Origin of the sequence: Chitinophaga caseinilytica, assembly GCF_038396765.1 — a bacterium.
GTDB classification, from domain to species: domain Bacteria; phylum Bacteroidota; class Bacteroidia; order Chitinophagales; family Chitinophagaceae; genus Chitinophaga; species Chitinophaga caseinilytica.
On sequence record NZ_CP150096.1, the window covers coordinates 1252512 to 1272285 of the forward strand.

At 54.8% G+C, this 19774-nt stretch carries 23 protein-coding genes; 17 read left to right on the forward strand and 6 right to left on the reverse strand.

What is annotated here, in order from left to right; all coding sequences use genetic code 11:
• Positions 1-24 precede the first annotated feature (24 nt).
• The gene (locus tag WJU22_RS05410) at positions 25-408 is read right to left on the reverse strand and encodes a response regulator (protein ID WP_341842240.1); all 384 of its coding nucleotides are present in this window, start codon (positions 406-408) and stop codon (positions 25-27) included.
• 276 nt (positions 409-684) lie between these two features.
• On the opposite strand from WJU22_RS05410, the gene WJU22_RS05415 reads away from it, so the two are divergent.
• Positions 685-870, forward strand: coding sequence for a CsbD family protein (locus WJU22_RS05415; protein ID WP_341842241.1), 186 nt, complete (start codon positions 685-687; stop codon positions 868-870).
• Between the two features lie 287 nt (positions 871-1157).
• Here WJU22_RS05415 and WJU22_RS05420 read toward each other — a convergent pair whose 3' ends face one another.
• Positions 1158-1619: a PA2169 family four-helix-bundle protein gene (locus WJU22_RS05420; protein ID WP_341842242.1), complete on the reverse strand. Its 462-nt coding sequence runs from the start codon at positions 1617-1619 to the stop codon at positions 1158-1160.
• A 236-nt stretch (positions 1620-1855) separates the two neighbouring features.
• Here WJU22_RS05420 and WJU22_RS05425 point away from each other — a divergent pair, with 236 nt between their 5' ends.
• The 3 genes from WJU22_RS05425 to WJU22_RS05435 all read left to right on the forward strand — a co-directional run bounded on the left by WJU22_RS05425 (position 1856) and on the right by WJU22_RS05435 (position 3006).
• The gene (locus WJU22_RS05425; RefSeq protein ID WP_109695608.1) at positions 1856-2008 is read left to right on the forward strand and encodes a lmo0937 family membrane protein; all 153 of its coding nucleotides are present in this window, start codon (positions 1856-1858) and stop codon (positions 2006-2008) included.
• A gap of 84 nt (positions 2009-2092) precedes the next feature.
• Positions 2093-2872 carry a DUF6528 family protein gene (locus WJU22_RS05430; RefSeq protein WP_341842243.1) on the forward strand — a complete coding sequence of 260 codons (780 nt, stop codon included), beginning with the start codon at positions 2093-2095 and terminating at the stop codon, positions 2870-2872.
• Positions 2869-3006: a hypothetical protein gene (locus WJU22_RS05435; protein ID WP_341842244.1), complete on the forward strand. Its 138-nt coding sequence runs from the start codon at positions 2869-2871 to the stop codon at positions 3004-3006. Before WJU22_RS05430 ends, WJU22_RS05435 begins: the two co-directional genes overlap by 4 nt.
• 4 nt (positions 3007-3010) lie before the next feature.
• Here the strand turns inward: WJU22_RS05435 and WJU22_RS05440 are convergent, their stop codons facing one another.
• The 3 genes from WJU22_RS05440 to WJU22_RS05450 are packed head-to-tail and all read right to left on the reverse strand — an operon-like array spanning position 3011 to position 5903.
• The gene (locus WJU22_RS05440; protein WP_341842245.1) at positions 3011-3496 is read right to left on the reverse strand and encodes a sensor histidine kinase; all 486 of its coding nucleotides are present in this window, start codon (positions 3494-3496) and stop codon (positions 3011-3013) included.
• Complete coding sequence (locus WJU22_RS05445; protein ID WP_341842246.1) at positions 3493-4446, reverse strand: PAS domain S-box protein; 954 nt, start codon at positions 4444-4446, stop codon at positions 3493-3495. Before WJU22_RS05445 ends, WJU22_RS05440 begins: the two co-directional genes overlap by 4 nt.
• A gap of 47 nt (positions 4447-4493) precedes the next feature.
• Complete coding sequence (locus WJU22_RS05450) at positions 4494-5903, reverse strand: sensor histidine kinase (protein WP_341842247.1); 1410 nt, start codon at positions 5901-5903, stop codon at positions 4494-4496.
• Between the two features lie 288 nt (positions 5904-6191).
• Here WJU22_RS05450 and WJU22_RS05455 point away from each other — a divergent pair, with 288 nt between their 5' ends.
• From WJU22_RS05455 to WJU22_RS05470, 4 genes are all read left to right on the forward strand, one after another.
• Entirely contained in the window at positions 6192-6572 is a 381-nt protein-coding gene (locus WJU22_RS05455; protein WP_341842248.1) for a hypothetical protein, read from the forward strand.
• Positions 6573-6593: 21 nt separating this feature from the next.
• Positions 6594-7214, forward strand: a complete 621-nt coding sequence (locus WJU22_RS05460) for a ferritin-like domain-containing protein (protein ID WP_341842249.1) — start codon at positions 6594-6596, stop codon at positions 7212-7214.
• Positions 7215-7280: 66 nt separating this feature from the next.
• Positions 7281-8147, forward strand: a complete 867-nt coding sequence (locus tag WJU22_RS05465) for an SDR family oxidoreductase (RefSeq protein ID WP_341842250.1) — start codon at positions 7281-7283, stop codon at positions 8145-8147.
• Positions 8122-9159 carry a DNA topoisomerase IB gene (locus WJU22_RS05470; protein WP_341842251.1) on the forward strand — a complete coding sequence of 346 codons (1038 nt, stop codon included), beginning with the start codon at positions 8122-8124 and terminating at the stop codon, positions 9157-9159. Before WJU22_RS05465 ends, WJU22_RS05470 begins: the two co-directional genes overlap by 26 nt.
• 37 nt (positions 9160-9196) lie before the next feature.
• Here the strand turns inward: WJU22_RS05470 and WJU22_RS05475 are convergent, their stop codons facing one another.
• Positions 9197-9565, reverse strand: a complete 369-nt coding sequence (locus WJU22_RS05475; protein WP_341842252.1) for a hypothetical protein — start codon at positions 9563-9565, stop codon at positions 9197-9199.
• 228 nt (positions 9566-9793) lie between these two features.
• On the opposite strand from WJU22_RS05475, the gene WJU22_RS05480 reads away from it, so the two are divergent.
• The 9 genes from WJU22_RS05480 to kdpB all read left to right on the forward strand — a co-directional run bounded on the left by WJU22_RS05480 (position 9794) and on the right by kdpB (position 19771).
• Positions 9794-10567, forward strand: coding sequence for a Ku protein (locus WJU22_RS05480; protein ID WP_341842253.1), 774 nt, complete (start codon positions 9794-9796; stop codon positions 10565-10567).
• Positions 10564-11358 carry a DNA polymerase ligase N-terminal domain-containing protein gene (locus WJU22_RS05485; RefSeq protein WP_341842254.1) on the forward strand — a complete coding sequence of 265 codons (795 nt, stop codon included), beginning with the start codon at positions 10564-10566 and terminating at the stop codon, positions 11356-11358. Before WJU22_RS05480 ends, WJU22_RS05485 begins: the two co-directional genes overlap by 4 nt.
• A 4-nt stretch (positions 11359-11362) precedes the next feature.
• The gene (gene ligD, locus WJU22_RS05490; protein ID WP_341842255.1) at positions 11363-13270 is read left to right on the forward strand and encodes a DNA ligase D; all 1908 of its coding nucleotides are present in this window, start codon (positions 11363-11365) and stop codon (positions 13268-13270) included.
• Positions 13271-13398: 128 nt separating this feature from the next.
• Positions 13399-13893, forward strand: a complete 495-nt coding sequence (locus tag WJU22_RS05495) for a hypothetical protein (protein ID WP_341842256.1) — start codon at positions 13399-13401, stop codon at positions 13891-13893.
• A gap of 81 nt (positions 13894-13974) precedes the next feature.
• On the forward strand, positions 13975-15312 hold the full coding sequence (locus WJU22_RS05500; RefSeq protein ID WP_341842257.1) for a sigma-54 dependent transcriptional regulator: 1338 nt from the start codon (positions 13975-13977) through the stop codon (positions 15310-15312).
• A 154-nt stretch (positions 15313-15466) separates the two neighbouring features.
• Positions 15467-15802 (forward strand): DUF7674 family protein, encoded by a 336-nt coding sequence (locus WJU22_RS05505; RefSeq protein WP_341842258.1) that lies wholly within the window; start codon positions 15467-15469, stop codon positions 15800-15802.
• Positions 15803-15894: 92 nt separating this feature from the next.
• Complete coding sequence (locus WJU22_RS27245; protein WP_425165453.1) at positions 15895-15972, forward strand: potassium-transporting ATPase subunit F; 78 nt, start codon at positions 15895-15897, stop codon at positions 15970-15972.
• 13 nt (positions 15973-15985) lie between these two features.
• Entirely contained in the window at positions 15986-17701 is a 1716-nt protein-coding gene (gene kdpA / locus WJU22_RS05510) for a potassium-transporting ATPase subunit KdpA (protein WP_341842259.1), read from the forward strand.
• A gap of 21 nt (positions 17702-17722) precedes the next feature.
• Positions 17723-19771 (forward strand): potassium-transporting ATPase subunit KdpB, encoded by a 2049-nt coding sequence (kdpB, locus tag WJU22_RS05515; protein ID WP_341842260.1) that lies wholly within the window; start codon positions 17723-17725, stop codon positions 19769-19771.
• Positions 19772-19774 lie beyond the last annotated feature (3 nt).

The following is a 19774-nucleotide window of genomic DNA, read 5'->3' on the forward strand; positions in this document are numbered from 1 at the left end:
GACGGACATTAAATTTACAACTAATTATGCATATGCGGTTTTACCATCGTTCCGCTTCATTTCAAACAGGATGTCAGTTAACTCGTTCACATTGAACGGTTTCGGCAGGAAGTGCACTGCGCCGGAAGTCAGGGCCTTCTGTTTTTCCATACCATTGTCGTAAGCACTTATGGATATTACCGGTAAATCGGGATAATCTGCCTTTATTTTCGGCAATATATCGAGCCCCGACCCATCGGGCAGGTGAATGTCCAGGAACAGAATGTCGGGTTGCTGGTGTTGGAGAAACAACAGTCCGTCTTTCAGTGCATGCACATATTTCACTTTATATCCGTGTTTCGTCAGGCTTAACTGTAAAAGTTGACAAATATCCGGCTCGTCATCTATAATTAATATCAAATCTCCCATGGCTCGTCCATTTTATACCGGGAAACGGTTGCCACCGAGACCGTCAAACCGGATGTTACTGTCATTTATGCTTCTATATGCAAACTGTTTGCCGGAACCTTTTGTCTGTTCCAACAAGCAAATTTGTGGATAAACTTCCCCGGAAGTTACGCCGTATTTCCACAATATGTTCAGCCACCCCGCCCAAACACGGCCGTTTCCCCCGTATTGGCCTGGTGGTATAGTAATTGTTCGTTTTCATCCAGCGTCATTTACTTCATCAAAAAATGATAACGTATGAACAATCTGCAATTGAAAGGTGCCTGGAATGAAATCAAAGGCAAATTGAAGCAAAAGTACGCGGATCTGACAGACGATGATCTGACGTATGCAGAAGGTAAGGAAGACGAGCTGTTGGGCAAGCTCCAACAGAAACTCGGTAAGTCGAAGGAGGAAGTGAAAAAACTCATCGACGAACTGTAAACGCAGTGTACGATTATACTTTTATCATAGCTGTTGTTTTAGTTATTGGCAGCTTCGAGTGGTTTTAAAATGCAGTTAAAGCATCATTAAAACCGTAAAGCTTGCCAGCTGTCCTGCATCTTCCGGTGCGGGACAGCCTTTTGTCAAGCAAAAAAACGCATTGTCATAGATTGATCCATTGTAAGCGTTCATCCAGTTTGTGACCATTTGATCATCCTGCTCATAAAATGAAAGTTCCGGCAAAACCTGCCGGAACTTTCTGTTTTTATATATCGATACTACAGGACTCAGCCTTTGTTGGCGGTTTCGAGGTCGCGGAGGTACCGGATCTTATCGTGGGCGGAGCGCAGCTTGATGCGTTGATCGGAGATTATGGTGCGCACTTCGGGCGGGAGGAAGTCCTGGTCCAGCGCGGTGTTGTACGATTTCTGGGCGGCGTCTTCCCCGTATTCGCAGGTGGCGAGGATGGCGCGGCGGTCTCCTCCGCCGAAAGTGACTTTGACATCCATCCAGGTACGGTACAGCTTCCCGGCGAAAGTAGTGTCTCGCTCGCGTTCTTCGCCGAGGCTGCGGAGGTATTTATTTAGCTCGGTCGTGTTTTGTTTGCTGTCGGCGATCATCGTTTCGAACAATTCCTTCAGGTCCAGATCGTCTGTTTGCAGGCGGGCTTTGTTATATCCTTCTACCCGGTCGTTATTGATCTTCACCAGGTCTTCCACGACTGCGGCCGTTTTTTGCAGGTGTTCCATGATATGCTTTTTTATGGGTGATGTAATGATATGGTTCCATACCATACTGCCCAAAAAAGCTGCCATGCCGGTTTTGTGCGGGGATGGAGGTTGCTTTGGCGAAGCGGCGCCCCTGTTGGTGGAAGTGTGTCCACATCGGTTGGGGCGAATATTTCCGGTGGATGGGAAACCTACGGCTGAAGCGACCACTGGCATGAATTTTACATGATTTATCATGAACCAAAAACAATCCAGATATGAATTCCTTACTGTATCTCATTGCGGTGATCCTGATCATCGGCTGGTTGCTGGGATTCTTCGTGTATTCCGCCGGTGGCCTCATCCATGCTTTGCTTGTGTTGGCCATTATCGCCATCCTGATCAATATCATCCGGGGCAGGGCGGCATAGTTTTTCCGCGCCCCACCAGATAAAAAGCGGGTAGAATGGAGATAAGTATTTCCATTTGTCCCGCTTTTTGCATTAATTCAGGACATGAATCCCATCCTGTTATTCCTGACCATGGCTATTAAAGCTTATTCCATGCCGATGTTGGTAACCGACCAGGCGGAGCATCGCATCCTCCTCATGAATCTGCCTTCCGGCGAGCTGATCCGCGAATGGCGGGCGGCCGATATCCCGGAGCACCACCGCAAATGGTTCCGCAACCCCAGTGAAGTAAAAGCCTCGCGCGATCTGAGGTACATCCTCATGTGCGCCTCCGGCGGCGGCGCCGCCATCATCCGCCTGAAAGACGCCAAAACTTTGTGGTACGACTCCGTAGGCGGCAATCCCCATTCCATCGACATCGCCCCCTTCAATACCGTTGTAGTGGCCTCCAGCACCGGGGATCAATATACCGTTTTCCGGTACGATACCACTAAAGCCTACGCGCCCAGGCGGCCCCGCAAATCCATCATCGCTCCCGACGCACATTCCGTCAATTTTTACCAGGACAGCTTTTACATCGCCGGAAGGGACCAGATCTGGATCTGCCTGTTCCGGAAAGGAAAGCGGAATGGTGTGGCAGAAGTGCATATCGCCAACGCGGCAACCATCCCCGGAAAAGGCGCACACGACATGAGCTATGGCTCCCGCACCGGCGTTTTCTACGTAACAACGGTGGATACGCTGCTGGAATTCCACACCAAAGACAATTCCTTCCACCCGGTCGATAGCAAAATCACCCGCAACATCAAGAGCTTTTCGGAAGGGGAGAAGATTATCCGGCCATCGTCACCGTTCCGAAAGAGCAATGGTGGACAGACGAGGTGACCGACCTGCAAGGCAACACCATCCTGCGCATCCCCGGCGCGAAGATCTACAAGGCGCGTTGGATGCGGGGTTTCAGCAGCACTTATGCGGAAATCAACGCCAAAGGCGATACCACCTTCTTCAAAAAATGGTAAACACCTAATTGGCCGGCAACGTGATGATGAACGTAGTGCCTTCCCCGATAGTGCTTTCCACCTGGATGTGGCCTTTGTGATTGATGATGATGTTTTGGGTGGATGTGAGCCCCAGCCCCGTGCCTTTCGTTTTTGAGGTGAAGAACGGGTCGAACAGGCGCGATTTGTTCTCTTCCGGAATGCCTGTTCCATTATCCTGGATACGGATAATGGCGGATTTCCCTTCTGCGTACGTGTTCACAGTGAGCACGCCTTTTCCCGGCATCATGGCTTCGATGGCGTTGATGAGAATGTTCAGCAGTGCGATGCGGATCTTTTCGTCATCCACCGTCAGCATAATTTTCTCCTCCGCATAATATTCTTCCAGCCTGATGCCGTTGAGCTGCAGGCGGTCTGTAGCCAGGGCCAGCGAGCTGTGGATGAGATCGTTCAGGTCATGTTCCTGGAGATGAAGCTCCATCATGCGGGTAGATTGCAGCAGTTCGGTCACGAGTTGGTTGATGCGCGTGCAGTTGCGCTCGATGATGTCGAGGTAGAGCGTGGTGTCTTCGGGGTCGGTCGAATCTTCTCCCTGAATTGCCCAACCGCTAATATGATGTTAGTGAGCGGGTTACGTACTTCATGTGCGATCACCCGGGCAATTCGGCCCGAGATCACGAACTTTTCCTGTTGCCGTTTTTCCTGTTCTTCGCGTTTTTTGTCGGTGATGTCTTCCGCCACGCAAAGGAAAGTGCCCAGCTGCTCGTCGAGCTTGCTGGCGTTGACGAGCACGGCGATCTTTTTCCCGGATTTGTCGCGGAAGGTGAATTCTTTCTGCACGATGGCGTCGTCCGTACAGATTTCTTCGAAGAAGCGTTTGGCTTCGGTTTCGAGGAAGAAGAGCTTGTCCATGTTCATGGTCAGCAGTTCTTCGCGCGAGTAATTCGTTTTTTTACTGGCGTTGGGATTGGCATCGATGATATTCATGTTGCAATCGGCCAGGATGATGATGTCGTGGCTTTTTTCGAAGATGCCGAAATATTTGCGCTCGTTTTCCGCAATGGCGCGCAGGTGCTTGAATTCGGAGATGCCGTAACGGATGGCGCGTTCCAGGTCGGGGCCGGTGATATCGCCTTTCACGAGGTAGTCGGTTGCCCCGGCGATCATCGCTTCATTATCGATGGCGTAATCGCCTTTGCCGGTGAGCATGATCACGGGGGCTTCGTACCCGATAGACTGGAAATGGCGGAGGATATCGATCCCCGTGTGCATGCCCAGCCGGTAATCGACGAGGTACAGTTCATGTTCGCGCCGCCCGATGGCTTCAAGGGCTCTGTCATAGGTAGGGGCCCAGGTTAACTCGTACTGGTCGGGCGCCACATCCTGCAATACGGTGTTGACGAGGAAGAAATCGTCTTCATCGTCGTCGATCATCAGGATGCGTTTACGTTTATCTTTCATAGTGCTGAATGTGTATTCCTGTTTTCAAGCAAGAAACATGCTCAAAATCAGTCTTCCCGCAATTGCCGGAGCGGGAGGGTGATGATGAATGCGGCGCCTTTTCCGGGTTCGCCTTCGGCGGAAATAAAGCCCTGGTGGGCGTCGGTGATTTTTTTACAGATGGCGAGACCGATGCCGGTGCCTTTGTATTCGCTCACGCCGTGCAACCGCTGGAAAATGAGGAAGATGCGGTCTGCGTAAGCGGGGTCGAACCCGATGCCGTTGTCTTGCACGCGGATGCGGAGGTATTTTTCCTGCGCCCGTTTTTCGCTGGGAACGCGGGCTTCCGCGCCGGTGAGCGTTTCGCCGGTGATGCGGATTTCCAGCGGGCGGTCGGGCGAGGCGAATTTGATGCTGTTGGACAGGATATTCTGGAAAAGCTGGTGCAGCCCCGTGTCTGAGCCTTCCACCGCCGGAAGTTTGTCGGTGGAAACGGTGCCTTTCTTTTCCTGCAGGGGCGCTTCGAGATCGCCGAGCACGTCGCGCAGCAGTTCGTTGAGGTCTACGGCTGCGATCGTGTCTGGCGTGATGCGGCCGGCGCGGGAGAAGATGAGCAGATCGTTGATGAGCACGCGCATGCGGCCTACGGCAGATACCATACGGTCTACCAGCTGGCCGGCTTCGGGAGGAATATCTTCCCGGTATTTGAGGAGCAGCCGGTCGGAAAACGTGGAGATTTTGCGCAGGGGTTCCTGCAAATCATGCGACGCCACGTAGGCGAACTGTTCGAGCTCCTGGTTCGATTTATTGAGCAGGTTGATGTTTTCCTGGAGTTCCCGCTGGTAGCTCCGCATCCTGGATTCGATGTGGAGCTGGAGGCGGAATTCGCGGTTGAGGGTAACGTAGGAATATATACCGATTAAAATGGCGATGAGGGAAATGATGAACACGGCGGGGATCCAGAGGTTGGAGAAGAAGGTGAACAGCCGCGATTTCTCGGTAAGCTGGGCTTCTTCGATGGCGATCATGTCCTGCATTTTGCGGTCGATGCGGTCCATGGACAATTCCCCTTCCTTCACGGAGGCGATGCGGGGATCCCTGGCGCCGGCGAGCAGCTGGCCGTATTTAACGTCGAGGAGGACTTTGAGGGTGTCGAGGTTTTTTTGTTGGGGGGGATCGTCGATGATCCGGCGGAGTTTGCGGTATTCGCTTTCGATCTTGACGCTTCGTTCTTCCATGCTGGGGCGGAGGAATTCCTGCTGATGGGTGATGTTGTAGCCGCGGATCGCGGACTCTGCGTCTTTCAAATGGCGGGAAATGAGCTCCAGGCGCTTGGAGACTTCCACCGCGTGCTGCAGGCGGGAGGCGTTGTGCTGGAGGTTTTTCGCGATGAGGTAAGACACGACGCTGGCGCCGACGATGGCCGTAAAAGCGATGAAAAATCCCACCCTGATCTTCTTATGTATGCTGATGTGCATTTCCTTCAAACTGTTTATGGATGCCGGTTTTGGATGTGCAAGTTTTTCTACATACTGAAAACTCCCTTCTACAAGGCTTCCTCCGCAAAGTCGTCCGTTTACCCGCCATTCCTACCCCAAAGTACGAAAACCCCCGCATTCCATCCCCGTCTGCCCGCCACCGAAAGCGTTACAGTGGCGCATGATATTGTTGTTGCTTCCCTGTTCCGCAAATCATGTGCCTTCGTCTTGGAATGCCGTTTGGACGAGTATCATAAAGAACGTGTCAAACCTTAAAATCCTCCAGCCATGACAAACGAAACCGATAAAAACCCACGCCCGAACCCCGCATCGCCAGGCATTCAGCCGCCAGACGAAAACAGGGGCCAGGGGGGCGGTCAACCCAAACCCGGACAAGGGCAGGAACCCGCCAAGCAAAACCCGGACATCCCGAAGGAAATCCCCAAGCGGGAAATCGATCGCAAACCCAGCGATCCCCAATCCGAGCCCGAACAGGGACCCCGGCAGGATAAACCCGAGAAAGGAAGGGAAAACCCTACACCCGATATTCCGGAAAGTGAAGAAAATAACGATGTCCAGGAACAATCACCAGACATCGTCGGCGAACGCAAAATCGAAAACGATAGCATCATCGACAAGCGCGACCGCTTTCCGTTTCCTAACAAATAAACCTGAAAAAACGAACGCATTATGGCAACAAAGAACACCAAAACAACCGGTAAGAAGCCGGCTTCCGCAAGCGCCAACGGCCGGAGCAACGGCTCCATGAAAAAATCCACGCCGGCACGCAAACCCGCATCCCGCAACGGCGATATGGAAGCTTCGCCTTTCCATCAATTGTTTGTGGACGAATTGAAAGACATCTACTGGGCCGAGAAACACCTCGTAAAAGCATTGCCCAAAATGCAGAAAGCAGCATCCACAGCAGAATTGGTAGACGCATTCGCCGATCACCTCGAAGCTACCAAAGGCCACGTCAGCCGCCTCGAAGACATTTTTGAGATCCTGGGGATGAAACCCACGGCCAAAAAATGTGAAGCCATGGAAGGCCTGGTGGCCGAAGCGCAGGAACTGATCAGCGAAGAAGATGCAGGTTCCGTGCTCGACGCCGGGCTCATCATCGCCGCACAGAAAGTAGAACATTACGAGATCGCCACGTACGGCAGTTTGCGCACGCTGGCCACCCGCATGGGCCACACGGATGCCGCTAACTTACTGGAACGAACGCTGGACGAAGAAAAGGAAACGGATTCCCTCCTCACCCAGATCGCAGAATCGAAAGTGAACGAGGAAGCGATGGCGGAAGACTGATACGCCGTCGGGAACAAGGCTGCTGCATCCATTTGCAGCAGCTTTTTTTGACCCAACATCCCGGATATGCAGAAATCGAGCAAGAAAAAGCCCCTGCGCCCGCCCCAGCACCAACGCCGCCAGCCCGGCGCCGAACACAGGATGAAACCCCTGCCCCAGGCCCAACCGCGATCGCAACCGGCCGGCCGGCTCCAGGACAAGATCGCCCTCATCACGGGGGGCGACAGCGGCATCGGGCGCGCCGTGGCGCTGGCTTTCGCCGCACAGGGCGCACATGTGGCGATCGCCTACCTCGACGAAACCGAAGATGCCAATACCACCGCCCTTGGCGTGAAAGACCGCGGGCGGGAAGTTATGCTGATCCCCGGAGACCTGAGCCGCGAAAGGCATTGCGAAAAAGTGGTGCGGCAAACCGTGAAGAAATTCGGGCGCATCGATATCCTCGTCAACAACGCCGCCGTGCAATTCCCGCAGAAAAAATTCACGGACATCACGACGGATCAACTGTTGAGAACGTTCTCCGTCAATATATTCCCGCATTTTTATCTCACGCGCTTCGCATTGCCGCACATACCCCGCGGCGGATGCATCATCAACACCACGTCGGTAACGGCTTACCGCGGCAGCGCGCATTTGGTGGACTATGCCGCTACGAAAGGCGCGATCGTTTCGTTTACGCGGTCGTTATCGTCGATGCTGGCGGAAAAAGGCATCCGCGTGAACGGCGTGGCGCCCGGCCCCATCTGGACGCCGCTTATCCCCGCCACGTTCCCGGCAGACCATGTGGCCGATTTCGGGTCGGACGTGCCGCTGAAACGCGCCGGCGAACCGGCGGAAGTGGCGGGCTGTTACGTGTTCCTGGCTTCTGCGGAGGCCGATTATATGACCGGACAAATCTTGCACCCCAATGGAGGAGAAATTGTTAACGGCTGACGCGCCCGCCGTGGCGCAGGCCGCCCGGCTCCGCTACGTTCAGCCGGGAATGGCGGGCATTACGAGGCACCGCATGCGCGGTGGATTTTATTATACCGACGCCCAGGGCCGCCGCGTGGCGGACAAAGACGTGCTGGCCCGCATCCGTGGGCTGGTGTTGCCGCCGGCCTGGGAAAACGTGTGGATCTGCCCTTTCCCGAACGGCCACCTGCAGGCAACGGGCACCGATGCACTGGGGCGCCGGCAATACCGCTACCACACGCGATGGGCGGAAGTGCGCAATGAAACGAAGTTTTACCGCCTGCTGGCATTCGGGAAACAGCTCCCGAAGCTCAGGCGCCAGGTGACGAAGGATTTGCGGCGAAAAGCGCTCGACCTCCCACGTGTATGCGCCATCGCCATGCGCGTCATGGAAGAAACCCTCATGCGGGTGGGCAACGCGGAATACGAAAAGAAATACCAATCCTACGGCCTTACTACTTTGCGGAATAAGCATGTCCGGTTCAACGGCCATTCCGCACTATTCCGGTTCAAAGGGAAGAAAGGCGTGGAACAGCAGATAGAGCTTCGGCACGCGGCGCTGGCGCGGCTCCTGCGAAAAGTACGCGACATCCCCGGGCAGGAACTTTTCCAGTATTACGAAAACGGCGAAGTGAAAAGCCTCGATTCCGGCGCGCTCAACGATTACCTGAAAAGTGCCACCGGTGAGGATTTTACCTGTAAAGACTTCCGCACCTGGGCCGGCACCCTCGAAGCCCTGCACCTCCTGGCGGCATGTGAAACCGGACAGTCGGCCGCGGAATGCAAACGTACAATCGTGGAGGTGCTGGACCAGGTGGCCCGGAAACTGGGGAATACCCGCGCAGTGTGTAAGAAATACTACGTCCACCCCGCCCTCACCGACCTTTACGAAAGCGGCGGATTGGGGAAATACCAGGGGCAAAATGTGGACGAAAAACTACTGTTGAAAATCCTCAAAGATCATCATACACAAAAACGGCGACGCCCCTGAAAGGCGCCGCCGCTCTCGTTTACATGTAGTTCATGCATCACAGTCCGCCGAAGATCAGTTGTTCTTCCCGATCTTCAACCGGTATCTTCTGCAGGAATTCGTCGAATCCCGCCTCATCGTGCGAGGTATAAGCCCCGTAAGCGTCGAGCACGTACCCTTTTTTGCCGTTTTTATCTTCCATCAGGTACAATACCGAATTGTCGGACGGGTCGGATTCCCCCTCGAAACGGTAGGTTTTGATGATGAGAAGATCGTCTGGGTTGTAGATCTCGTCGCCTTCCGTGGGCTGCATCCGGCCATGGTCGCTCAGTTTGAACTCAATATCATAGCCTTTCGAGTGCAGTTTGGCCATTACTTGCGACAGGGTGTTCATTTCGCCGGGTTTATCTGTTCTCAGGTTTTCCATAAAAGTCATGTTTGATTACAGTTAGAAATCCAAATCACATGCCACGGGCCGCAAAAAATGGCCTGATTGTTGGCACACGATGCATGAAGCGATAAAATCACTTATAGCAAATTCCCCCGATAGTTATGCATATGAAGAAACAAGGCCGTTCCGCTCCCGGAACGGCTTTTCTTTGCAACTACCATGGTATAATGATTGTTGTACAGGAATACACTAAACCGTTTCCACATGAGAGCCATATGGACAGGCAGCATCGGCTTCGGCCTCGTTAACATCCCGGTAAAGCTTTACAGCGCCATCCAGGAAAGCCGGCTGGATCTGGATATGCTGGACAAAAAAGACCATTCCCGCATCCGTTTTCAACGCATCAACGAGAAAACAGGAAAGGAAGTGGCCTGGGAAAACATCGTCAAAGCATACAATTACAACGACAAATACATAGTACTTGACGAACATGACTACGAAGATGCGAGCCCGAAAAAGAGCAAAATCATCGAAATATCGTCATTTGCCGGAACGGATGAAATAGATGCCGTGTATTTCGAGACGGCCTACTTCATAGAGCCCGATAAAGGCGGCGGCAAAGCATACCAATTGTTGTTGAAAACCCTGGAAAAGACCCGTAAAGTAGGGGTAGCGCTGTTTGTGCTGCGGACGCAGGAGCACCTCGCCGTGGTGCGCGCCAACGGCGACTATCTCATGCTCCACCGGCTGCGGTTCGCGGAGGAAGTCCGGGAGCCGGACGAACTGAAGCTCCCCGATTCTACGACCATCCCGAAAAAAGAGCTGGACATGGCCGTGAAACTGGTAGAAAGCTATTCCGAAACCTTCGATATCAGCGCTTATAAAGACACTTACCGCGAAGAGCTCCTCCGCATCATCAAAGCGAAAGCAGCCGGTAAACGGGCGGTGGTGAAGAAAATGAAAGTGGCCACCACAAAAGGCACCGATCTTTTCGAACAGCTGAAAGCCAGCCTGGGCACTAAAAAACGCGTATCATGAGCCTGACGAAATATAACCAGAAACGGGATTTCAAAAAGACGAGCGAACCAAAGTCCGGCAAAGCCCCGGGAAAAGACCACATCTTCGTCATACAGCGGCATCACGCCACGCGCCTGCATTACGACTTCCGCCTCGAAATGGACGGCGTGCTGAAAAGCTGGGCGGTACCGAAAGGGCCGTCGCTGAACCCGGCAGACAAGCGCCTGGCTATGGAAGTGGAAGATCATCCGTTCGACTACAAGGATTTCCAGGGCGAAATCCCGCCCGGGAATTACGGTGCGGGATACGTGTACATCTGGGATAAGGGGACGTACGAGCTCCTCGAGCCCAACGGTCAACCGTTCGACAAAGAAGCACTGAAAGAATGGAAATCGGGCAGTTTGAAAGTGATCTTACATGGAAAGAAACTGAAAGGCGAATTTGCGCTGGTGAAGATGCGGGGCGGGCGCGAGGAGAACGCCTGGCTGCTCATCAAGCACAATGATAAATACGCCGTTCATGACGCGTACGACAGTGAAGAACACACGCCCAAAACGGTGATCGCGAAAATGAAGGGGCCGCATAACACGAAACCCGAAGCTAAAGCGAAGAAGGCCGCATCTCCGAAAAAGGCTTCCGCATCAAAACAAGCTTCGCCGAAGAAAGCGGCGGTAAAGAAATCTGCCGCTTTGAAAACGGCATCGGCAAAGAAAGCGGCTCCATCGAAAGCCGCTGCAAAGAAATCTGCGTCGCCGAAAAAGTCGGCGACAAAGGAAACTTCATCCACCGGTAAAAAAAGTCGCGGAAGGTGAGCCGATGAAGGAATTCTACAAACCCATGCTCGCCACACTCGTAGACGCGCCCTTCGACCGCCCCGGCTGGATTTTCGAGAACAAGTGGGACGGTTATCGCGCCATTGCCAATGTGAAGAACGGGAAAGCGGAATTGTATTCCCGCAACAAGTTGTCTTTCAATAAAGTATATGATCCGATCGTGAAAGCTGTGGAGCGGATTCCCCACAACGTAGTGCTCGATGGGGAGGTGATCATCCGCAGCACACGCGACAAATCGGATTTTCAGGCGTTGCAGCATTTCAAAACCACCCGCAAAGGGAACCTCACTTACGCCGTTTTCGACCTCCTTTACCTCGATGGCCATCCGCTGGAAGAACTAACCCTGTTGGAAAGGAAAGCGCTCCTTCGGCAAATCGTAGACCAGCTAAACGATCCCGCCGTGATATTCTCCGGGCACGTGGAAGGGAAAGGTATCCAGCATTTCGAAAAAGCGAAAAAAGCCGGTTGGGAAGGCGTGATCGCCAAAAACGGCGAAAGCACCTACGCAGCAGGCGCCCGCTCCCTCAACTGGCTCAAAGTGAAAGTGCTCAACCGCCAGGAAGCCATCATTTGCGGATTCACCGCGCCCCGCGGCAGCCGCAAAAACATCGGCGCGCTCATCCTTGGTGTGTACGACAACGGATCGCTCCAATACATCGGCCACTGCGGCGGCGGATTCAACGACGCCGGGCTCAAAGACATGCACGCCCGGCTCCAGCCCCTGGTGACCAGCACATCACCCTTCAAAGAAAAAATCAAAACGAATATGCCCGTCACCTGGCTGAAACCGCAGCTGGTCTGCGAAGTCAAGTTTTCGGAATGGACCAACGACGGGCATTTGCGTCAACCCATATTCATCGCCCTGCGCGACGATAAGCCCGCCAAATCCGTTGTCCGCGAAACCCCGCGGCACGCGCCGGCGTCAAAACCTGCCGATATGAAAGCAACCGCGAAGAAAGCCTCCACAGCGAAAACAGCTCCGGAAAACGACCGGGAAATCAAGCTGAACGGGAAAACCGTGTCGCTCACCAATCAGCAGAAAATTTACTGGCCGAAGGAAAAGATCACGAAAGGACAACTGGTGGATTATTATCTATCGGTGGCAGACGTGATCCTGCCGCATTTGAAAGACCGTCCGCTGAGCCTGAACCGCTTTCCCAACGGCATCGCCGGGCCGAGTTTTTACCAGAAAGACCTCGATCTGAAAACGGTGCCGTCGTGGTTGAAAACCGCGCAGATTTGGTCGGAGTCTTCGGACCGGGAGATCGATTATCTCGTTTGCAACAACGAAGCCACGCTGGCCTGGATGGTAAACCTGGGCTGCATCGAGATCAATCCCTGGCTGTCGAGATTGAAGAAACCCGACCATCCGGATTACATCGTCATCGACCTCGATCCCAACGATATCGGATTCGTGCATGTGGTGGAAACGGCGCTCGCGGTGCGGAAGCTGCTCGAATCACGCAACATCCATTCTTTCGTCAAAACCTCCGGTTCGCGCGGCATGCATATCTGTATCCCGACCGGTGCGAAGCACGATTTCGATACCTGCAAACTGTTCGCGGAATACCTGGCGCAGGAAGTGAACGCGATGTTGCCGGAAACCACGAGCGTGGAGCGCACCAAGTCAAAACGGATGAAGAAGGTGTACATCGATTTCCTGCAAAACCGCCGGGGACAAACCATCGCTTCGGCATATTCCGTGCGGCCGAAGCCGGGCGCTACCGTTTCTGCGCCGCTGGAGTGGAAGGAAGTGACAAAGAAATTGAAGATGGAAGATTTTCACATGGGCAACATCGGGAAAAGGCTGGACAAAAAGGGCGATCTGTGGGCGGGTATCCTCACTGCGAAAAACGACCTGAAAGCCATTCTGAAAGTAGCCGGAGAATAATGAAAAACAGCTGTGGATGAGGATTTTATGATATTCTCACGATCAATTCCCCTTGTAATGGCATGCCAATTGGATGAAAATGGTTGTAAATGCCGGAAACGGCCATTGTTCACCAAATCCGCAGTCCCATGGCAAGAGCCGAACATTCCATTCTCAGGCTGGTTTGGGTATACAGCTTCATCATCACGGCGGTCTGCATTGCGCTGGCCGGGATTTTTTACCTCACGCACTGGTTCACCGATCTGTGGACCGGTTACATCATCAACGGCGTAATTTTCATCGGCGTTATGCTGGCGGTCATTCACGCCAATAGTGCGCTGGGCGGCGGAGCGTCGCTGTACCAGCTGGCGGTATCGGGCATCATTACCACGGTGCTCGCTACGATCATGATCGCCACGGTGACGGTGCTTTTCCATCTCGTGACCGTGCCTACCGATCCGGCCACGCTGAACGTTTCCAACGAAGAGGCGCGCATCAATGAATACAGTGTGCAAACGCGGCAGGGGTTCTGGGTTTTCATGGTCGGAAATATCCTGTTCGCCAACGTTACATTGGGCGTTCTCGGCACCCTGATAGGGGCCATCGCCGTGAAAAGAGACCAGAAAACGGAGAACGCCGGATAAGGCGAAAAGTATAGCATCAACGGGAACGAACCGGGAACGGACATTTGTCTGTCCCGGTTTTTTTGCGCTACATTTGCTCCCATGACCCAAGGCACGATCCTCATCATCGACGATGAAGCGCAACTCCGGAAACTCCTCGCCCGCCTTCTCACGCTGGAAGGCTATACGGTTTTGGAAGCGCCAGACGCACGGTCGGCCCACAAACTGCTCGAAAAATCGGAGGTCCACGTCATCCTTTCCGACGTGAAACTCCCCGATGCCAATGGTGTTGAGCTGACCCGGCAATTGAAATCCTCCCATCCCGATACGGAAATCCTCGTGCTCACGGCCTATGGCAACATCGCCGACGGCGTGCAGGCGATCAAGAACGGGGCGTTCGATTATCTCACGAAAGGCGACGACAACAACCGCATTCTCCCGCTGGTGAGCAAAGCGATGGACAAGGCGCGCCTCCAGTTCCGTGTGCGCTCCCTGGAAGAAAAGCTGGGTGGCAAACATGATTTCAGCCAGGTGATCGGTCAATCGCCACGCATCCTCGAGGCGGTGAACCTCGCCCGCAAAGTGGCGGCTACCGATGCTACGGTGTTGCTGCTCGGGGAAACGGGCTCGGGGAAGGAAGTGTTCGCACAGGCCATCCACCGCGCCAGCGCCCGTTCCGGCCAGCCGTTCGTGGCGGTGAACTGCAGCGCCTTCGGGAAGGAAATCCTCGAAAGCGAACTGTTCGGCCATAAAGCCGGCGCGTTTACCGGTGCGGTGAAAGACAAGAAAGGCTTCCTCGAAGAAGCCAACAACGGCACCATTTTCCTCGACGAGATCGGTGAAATGGCGCTCGACCTGCAAGCCAAATTGCTCCGCGTGCTGGAAACGCGGGAATTCTATAAAGTGGGCGACTCAAAGCCCCTGAAAGTGAACATCCGCATCCTCGCCGCCACCAACCGCGACCTGGAAAAGGAAGCCGAAAAAGGCACTTTCCGCGCGGACCTTTATTATAGACTGTCTGCCTTCATGATACAACTGCCCGCATTGAACGAGCGCCGGCAGGATGTGCCATTGCTCGCCGATCATTTCCTCGCGCAGCTGGCCCCCAAAAACGCCAAGCGCATCACGGGTATGACGGCAGCCTTCCGCCAGGCGCTGGAAAACCACCACTGGCGCGGCAACATCCGGGAACTGAGGAACGTCATTGAAAGAGCGGTGATCCTGGCAGATGGGAACGAGCTGGACATCGACGTGCTGCCGCTGGAATTCACCCATCCGGAAAACGACGGTCCCGCCCCGCTGAGCCTGGCCGATATGGAAAAGAAACACATTACCCGGGTGCTGCAGGCGGTGAACGGGAACAAGACCCGCGCGGCCGAGATGCTCCAGATCGGGCTCACCACTTTGTACAATAAAATCAAGGAATACAACATCCGCTGACCTACCGTTTTTGCAAACAACCCTTCCGTTTTTGCATGGTGCCGGCACGTCTGAAAAGACATGCCGGTTTTTTATTTCATTGATAATGATGCGTTTATAGTGGATTTGAAAGGAATGGCATTCCGCTGGCTTTAGGATGGCAAAATCACCTATCATGTTACCGGATGCTAAAATCCATCTCCTGCTGGCGCAACAGATCCCCGGCCTCCGCACCGAAGCGGCCCCCGGCGGCGCACCAGCCAAAGTTATCCAGGCTTTTACGGCGTATACGCGGAAAATGATCCGCACAGGTGCATTGCCCGAAATCCGGAAATGCTTTTCCATGGCCGGCGTGCTGTACAAGAACGGCAGCCGCCAATTGCGCGACGCCATCGAGTCGGTATTCCTGTTCGGGCTTTCGCCGCTGCTGAACGCGCCGGTGAAAACCCTCCTGCCCGCGTCGCTGCAAAACGCGCGTCGCCAATTCATCTTAAATAATTCACAATGCTGATCCTGCTCCTTTTGCTCGCCGGGCTCGTATGCTTCTGGCTGTTTTTCGCATCGGTAGATTATTTCGACAAGATTTAAAAACGCGAACAAATGATGAACGCACTTTTCATTTTATCCCTGCTGGTTTTCTGCTACATGGTGTACGTGTTGCTGAAGCCGGAAAAATTCTGAAATCCATCCAGACATGAACACCGAATTATTGGGCATTATCGCCACTTATGCCATTACGCTCCTCATCGCCATTCCGCTGGGCCGTTACATCGCGAAGGTTTTCGGCGGACAGCGGACGCTGCTGGACTTTATGGCGCCGCTGGAACGGGGGATTTTCCGTTTCTGCGGTATCGATCCGAAGGAGGAAATGAACTGGAAACAGCACCTGAAGGCATTGTTGACCATCAACATGCTCTGGTTCGTTTACGCATTTTTCCTCCTGATCTTCCAGGACAAATTGCCCCTCAACCCAGATCATAACGCGGGCCAAACGTCCGACCTGGCGTTCAACACCGCCATCAGCTTCCTGGTGAACTGTAACCTGCAGCACTATTCCGGGGAATCGGGGCTGACGTATTTCACGCAGCTGTTCGTGATCACGTTCCTGCAGTTCGTGAGCGCGGCCACGGGCATTGCGGCGCTGATCGCCCTGTTCAAGGCGCTGCGCCAGAAAACGACCACGCAGTTGGGCAACTTCTGGGACCATCTCCTGAAAACCACTACCCGCCTGCTGCTCCCGATCTGCCTCGTGATCGCCGGCATCCTGGCGTTTCGCGGAACACCGGCCAGTTTTGCGGGTAAAGACACGATCGTAACGGTGCAGGGCGATACGGTACAGGTGTCCCGCGGGCCCGCGGCCGGCATGATCGCCATCAAGCACCTGGGCACCAACGGCGGCGGATATTTCGGCGCCAACAGCATCCACCCGCTCGAAAACCCGGATTACCTGACGAACATGACCGAGGCCATCGCGCAGGTGATCATCCCCATCGCAATGATCTTTGCGCTCGGGTTTTTCATCCAGCGGAAGAAATTCGCCTACGTCATCTTCGGCGTCATGACGGCCGGTATGCTGGCGCTCATGATCCCCACCATTATCTCTGAAGTGGGCGGCAACCCCGGCATCGCGAAAATGGGGATCGTTCAGGCCACGGGCGCCATGGAAGGGAAGGAAGTCCGGTTCGGGCCTACCGCCACGGCGTATTGGAGCACCATCACCACCATCATTTCCACCGGCTCGGTGAACGGTTTCCATGATAGTACCATGCCTGCCACGGGTATGATGCAGCTCATCGCCATGATGACCAACTGTTTCTACGGCGGTTGCGGTGTGGGGATTCTCAACTATTTCATCTTCATCATCATCGCCGTGTTCATCTCCGGCCTCATGGTGGGCCGCACGCCCGAATTCATGGGGCATAAAGTGGAAGCGCGGGAAGTGAAGATCGCCGCGCTGGTGGCGCTCCTCCATCCTTTCCTCATCCTCGCCGGCACGGCGCTTTCCTCCTTCGCCATCGCACACGGATGGGGCGCGGGATGGGCCACGCAGCCGGGCGCATGGCTGAACAACCCCGGGTACCATGGCTTCTCGGAAATGCTGTACGAATACACCTCTTCCGCGGCCAACAACGGCTCGGGATTCGAAGGGCTGACAGACAATAACATTTTCTGGAACGTGAGCACCGGCTTTGTGCTGATCCTCTCCAGGTTCCTGCCGATTATTGGGCCGGTAGCGATAGCGGGGCTCCTGGCTTCGAAGAAGCACGTCCCCGAATCGGCCGGTACGCTGCGGACAGACACCGCCACTTTCGGCATCATGACCTTCGCCGTGATCGTCATCATCGCCGCCCTGGCTTTCTTCCCCGCTCTGGCGCTCGGCCCCATCGCGGAATATTTCTCCCTGTACTAACGCACGCAAACGCTGAAAAAAATGAAAACGAAAGACAATACACTGTTCCCGGCAGCACTGGTGAAGGAAGCCCTGGCGCAATCGTTCGTGAAACTGAATCCGCGCCTCCTCATCCGCAACCCGGTGATGTTCACCGTGGAGCTCGGAACGATGGTCATGCTCGTGGTTACGTTGTATACCGCGTTCAGCCACGACAGCTCGCAGGGATCGTTCGGGTACAACCTGACCGTGTTCCTCGTGCTGCTGCTCACCGTGCTTTTCGGCAACTTCGCCGAAGCCATCGCCGAAGCACGCGGCAAGGCGCAGGCCGAAAGCCTGCGCAAGACCCGGGAAGACACCCCGGCCAAGAAAATCCTCGCCGTCGGCGAAATATTTACGGACGAAGTGAAAGTAGTGCCCAGCTCGCAACTCCATAAAGGCGACCTGTTCCTCTGCGAGCCCGGCGACGTGATCCCCGCAGACGGTGAGATCGTGAAAGGCCTGGCGAGTATCGACGAATCGGCTATCACCGGCGAAAGCGCCCCCGTGATCCGCGAAGCGGGCGGAGACAAAAGCTCCGTGGTGGGCGGCACCAAAGTGCTGAGCGACCGGATCGTGGTGCGGGTGAGCGCGGGCGCGGGGGAATCTTTCCTCGATAAAATGATCGCGCTGGTGGAAGGCGCCTCGCGGCAGAAAACGCCCAACGAGATCGCACTGACCATTCTGCTGGCGAGTTTCACGCTGGTGTTCGTCATCGTCTGCGTAACGCTGAAGCCTTTCGCGGATTATGCACAAACGCCCATTACCATCGCGGCCTTCATCTCATTGTTCGTTTGCCTAATACCCACTACCATCGGCGGATTGCTGTCGGCCATCGGCATCGCGGGGATGGACCGCGCACTTCGCGCCAACGTCATCACCAAATCCGGGAAAGCCGTGGAAACGGCCGGAGACGTAGACGTGCTGCTGCTCGACAAAACCGGTACCATCACCATCGGCAACCGCAAAGCCACGCAATTCCACCCTTCAAATGGGTACGACGCCGGTGAATTCATCCGGTACAGCGTGCTCGGCTCGCTGGCCGATGAAACGCCGGAAGGGAAATCGATCGTGGAACTGGCGGGGAAAGACGTATCGTCGCGGTTGAGCCTCAACGGTTCGCAAATGGTGCCGTTTACCGCGGAAACCCGCAGCAGCGGCATCAATATGAGCGACGGCACCCGCATCCGGAAAGGTGCGTTCGACGCCATCCGCAACCTCAGCACCAAAGCCGGGAACGATTTTCCGGCTGATACGGCCGAAATGGTAAGGAAGATTTCCGGGAACGGCGGAACACCGCTGGTAGTGGCCGTCAATGATAAAGTGACCGGCGTCATCGAACTGCAGGATATCATCAAACCCGGCATCAGCGAGCGTTTTGAAAGGCTTCGCCGGATGGGCGTGAAAACGGTGATGGTGACGGGCGACAACCCGCTCACGGCCAAATACATCGCCGATAAGGCAGGTGTAGACGATTTCATCGCCGAAGCCAAGCCCGAAGACAAGATGACCTACATCCGCAAAGAGCAGCAGGAAGGCCGGCTCGTGGCAATGATGGGAGACGGTACGAACGACGCGCCCGCCCTGGCGCAGGCCGATGTGGGCGTGGCCATGAACAGCGGCACGCAGGCGGCGAAGGAAGCCGGTAACATGGTAGACCTCGACAACGACCCCACGAAGCTCATCGAGATCGTGGAAATCGGGAAGCAGTTGCTCATGACGCGCGGAACGCTCACTACCTTTTCCATCGCCAACGACGTGGCCAAGTATTTCGCCATCGTGCCGGCGCTGTTCATCGTGTCGATCCCCGCGCTGCAAGGCATCAATATCATGCAGTTGCACAGTCCGGAAACGGCGATCCTCAGCGCGGTGATCTTCAACGCCATCATCATCCCCCTTCTCATTCCGCTCGCATTGCGCGGTGTGGCGTACAAACCCATCGGCGCCAGCGCCCTGTTGCGGAGGAACCTCCTCATTTACGGGCTCGGCGGCGTGGTGGTGCCTTTCATCGGCATCAAGCTGATCGATATGGTAGTTGCTTTATTCTTTTAAACT

Excerpts from the sequence above, each read along its gene's own strand:
- WJU22_RS05480 (WP_341842253.1), top strand. The coding sequence starts at position 9,794 with ATGAGAGCCATATGGACAGGCAGCATCGGCTTCGGCCTCGTTAACATC.
- WJU22_RS05505 (WP_341842258.1), top strand. The coding sequence starts at position 15,467 with ATGTTACCGGATGCTAAAATCCATCTCCTGCTGGCGCAACAGATCCCC.
- WJU22_RS05425 (WP_109695608.1), top strand. The coding sequence starts at position 1,856 with ATGAATTCCTTACTGTATCTCATTGCGGTGATCCTGATCATCGGCTGG.
- kdpB (WP_341842260.1), top strand. The coding sequence starts at position 17,723 with ATGAAAACGAAAGACAATACACTGTTCCCGGCAGCACTGGTGAAGGAA.
- WJU22_RS05450 (WP_341842247.1), bottom strand. The coding sequence starts at position 5,903 with ATGCACATCAGCATACATAAGAAGATCAGGGTGGGATTTTTCATCGCT.
- WJU22_RS05455 (WP_341842248.1), top strand. The coding sequence starts at position 6,192 with ATGACAAACGAAACCGATAAAAACCCACGCCCGAACCCCGCATCGCCA.
- WJU22_RS05460 (WP_341842249.1), top strand. The coding sequence starts at position 6,594 with ATGGCAACAAAGAACACCAAAACAACCGGTAAGAAGCCGGCTTCCGCA.
- WJU22_RS05445 (WP_341842246.1), bottom strand. The coding sequence starts at position 4,446 with ATGAAAGATAAACGTAAACGCATCCTGATGATCGACGACGATGAAGAC.
- WJU22_RS05420 (WP_341842242.1), bottom strand. The coding sequence starts at position 1,619 with ATGGAACACCTGCAAAAAACGGCCGCAGTCGTGGAAGACCTGGTGAAG.
- WJU22_RS05470 (WP_341842251.1), top strand. The coding sequence starts at position 8,122 with ATGGAGGAGAAATTGTTAACGGCTGACGCGCCCGCCGTGGCGCAGGCC.
- WJU22_RS05465 (WP_341842250.1), top strand. The coding sequence starts at position 7,281 with ATGCAGAAATCGAGCAAGAAAAAGCCCCTGCGCCCGCCCCAGCACCAA.
- ligD (WP_341842255.1), top strand. The coding sequence starts at position 11,363 with ATGAAGGAATTCTACAAACCCATGCTCGCCACACTCGTAGACGCGCCC.
- WJU22_RS05415 (WP_341842241.1), top strand. The coding sequence starts at position 685 with ATGAACAATCTGCAATTGAAAGGTGCCTGGAATGAAATCAAAGGCAAA.
- WJU22_RS05495 (WP_341842256.1), top strand. The coding sequence starts at position 13,399 with ATGGCAAGAGCCGAACATTCCATTCTCAGGCTGGTTTGGGTATACAGC.
- kdpA (WP_341842259.1), top strand. The coding sequence starts at position 15,986 with ATGAACACCGAATTATTGGGCATTATCGCCACTTATGCCATTACGCTC.
- WJU22_RS05485 (WP_341842254.1), top strand. The coding sequence starts at position 10,564 with ATGAGCCTGACGAAATATAACCAGAAACGGGATTTCAAAAAGACGAGC.
- WJU22_RS05430 (WP_341842243.1), top strand. The coding sequence starts at position 2,093 with ATGAATCCCATCCTGTTATTCCTGACCATGGCTATTAAAGCTTATTCC.
- WJU22_RS05475 (WP_341842252.1), bottom strand. The coding sequence starts at position 9,565 with ATGGAAAACCTGAGAACAGATAAACCCGGCGAAATGAACACCCTGTCG.
- WJU22_RS27245 (WP_425165453.1), top strand. The coding sequence starts at position 15,895 with ATGAACGCACTTTTCATTTTATCCCTGCTGGTTTTCTGCTACATGGTG.
- WJU22_RS05410 (WP_341842240.1), bottom strand. The coding sequence starts at position 408 with ATGGGAGATTTGATATTAATTATAGATGACGAGCCGGATATTTGTCAA.
- WJU22_RS05500 (WP_341842257.1), top strand. The coding sequence starts at position 13,975 with ATGACCCAAGGCACGATCCTCATCATCGACGATGAAGCGCAACTCCGG.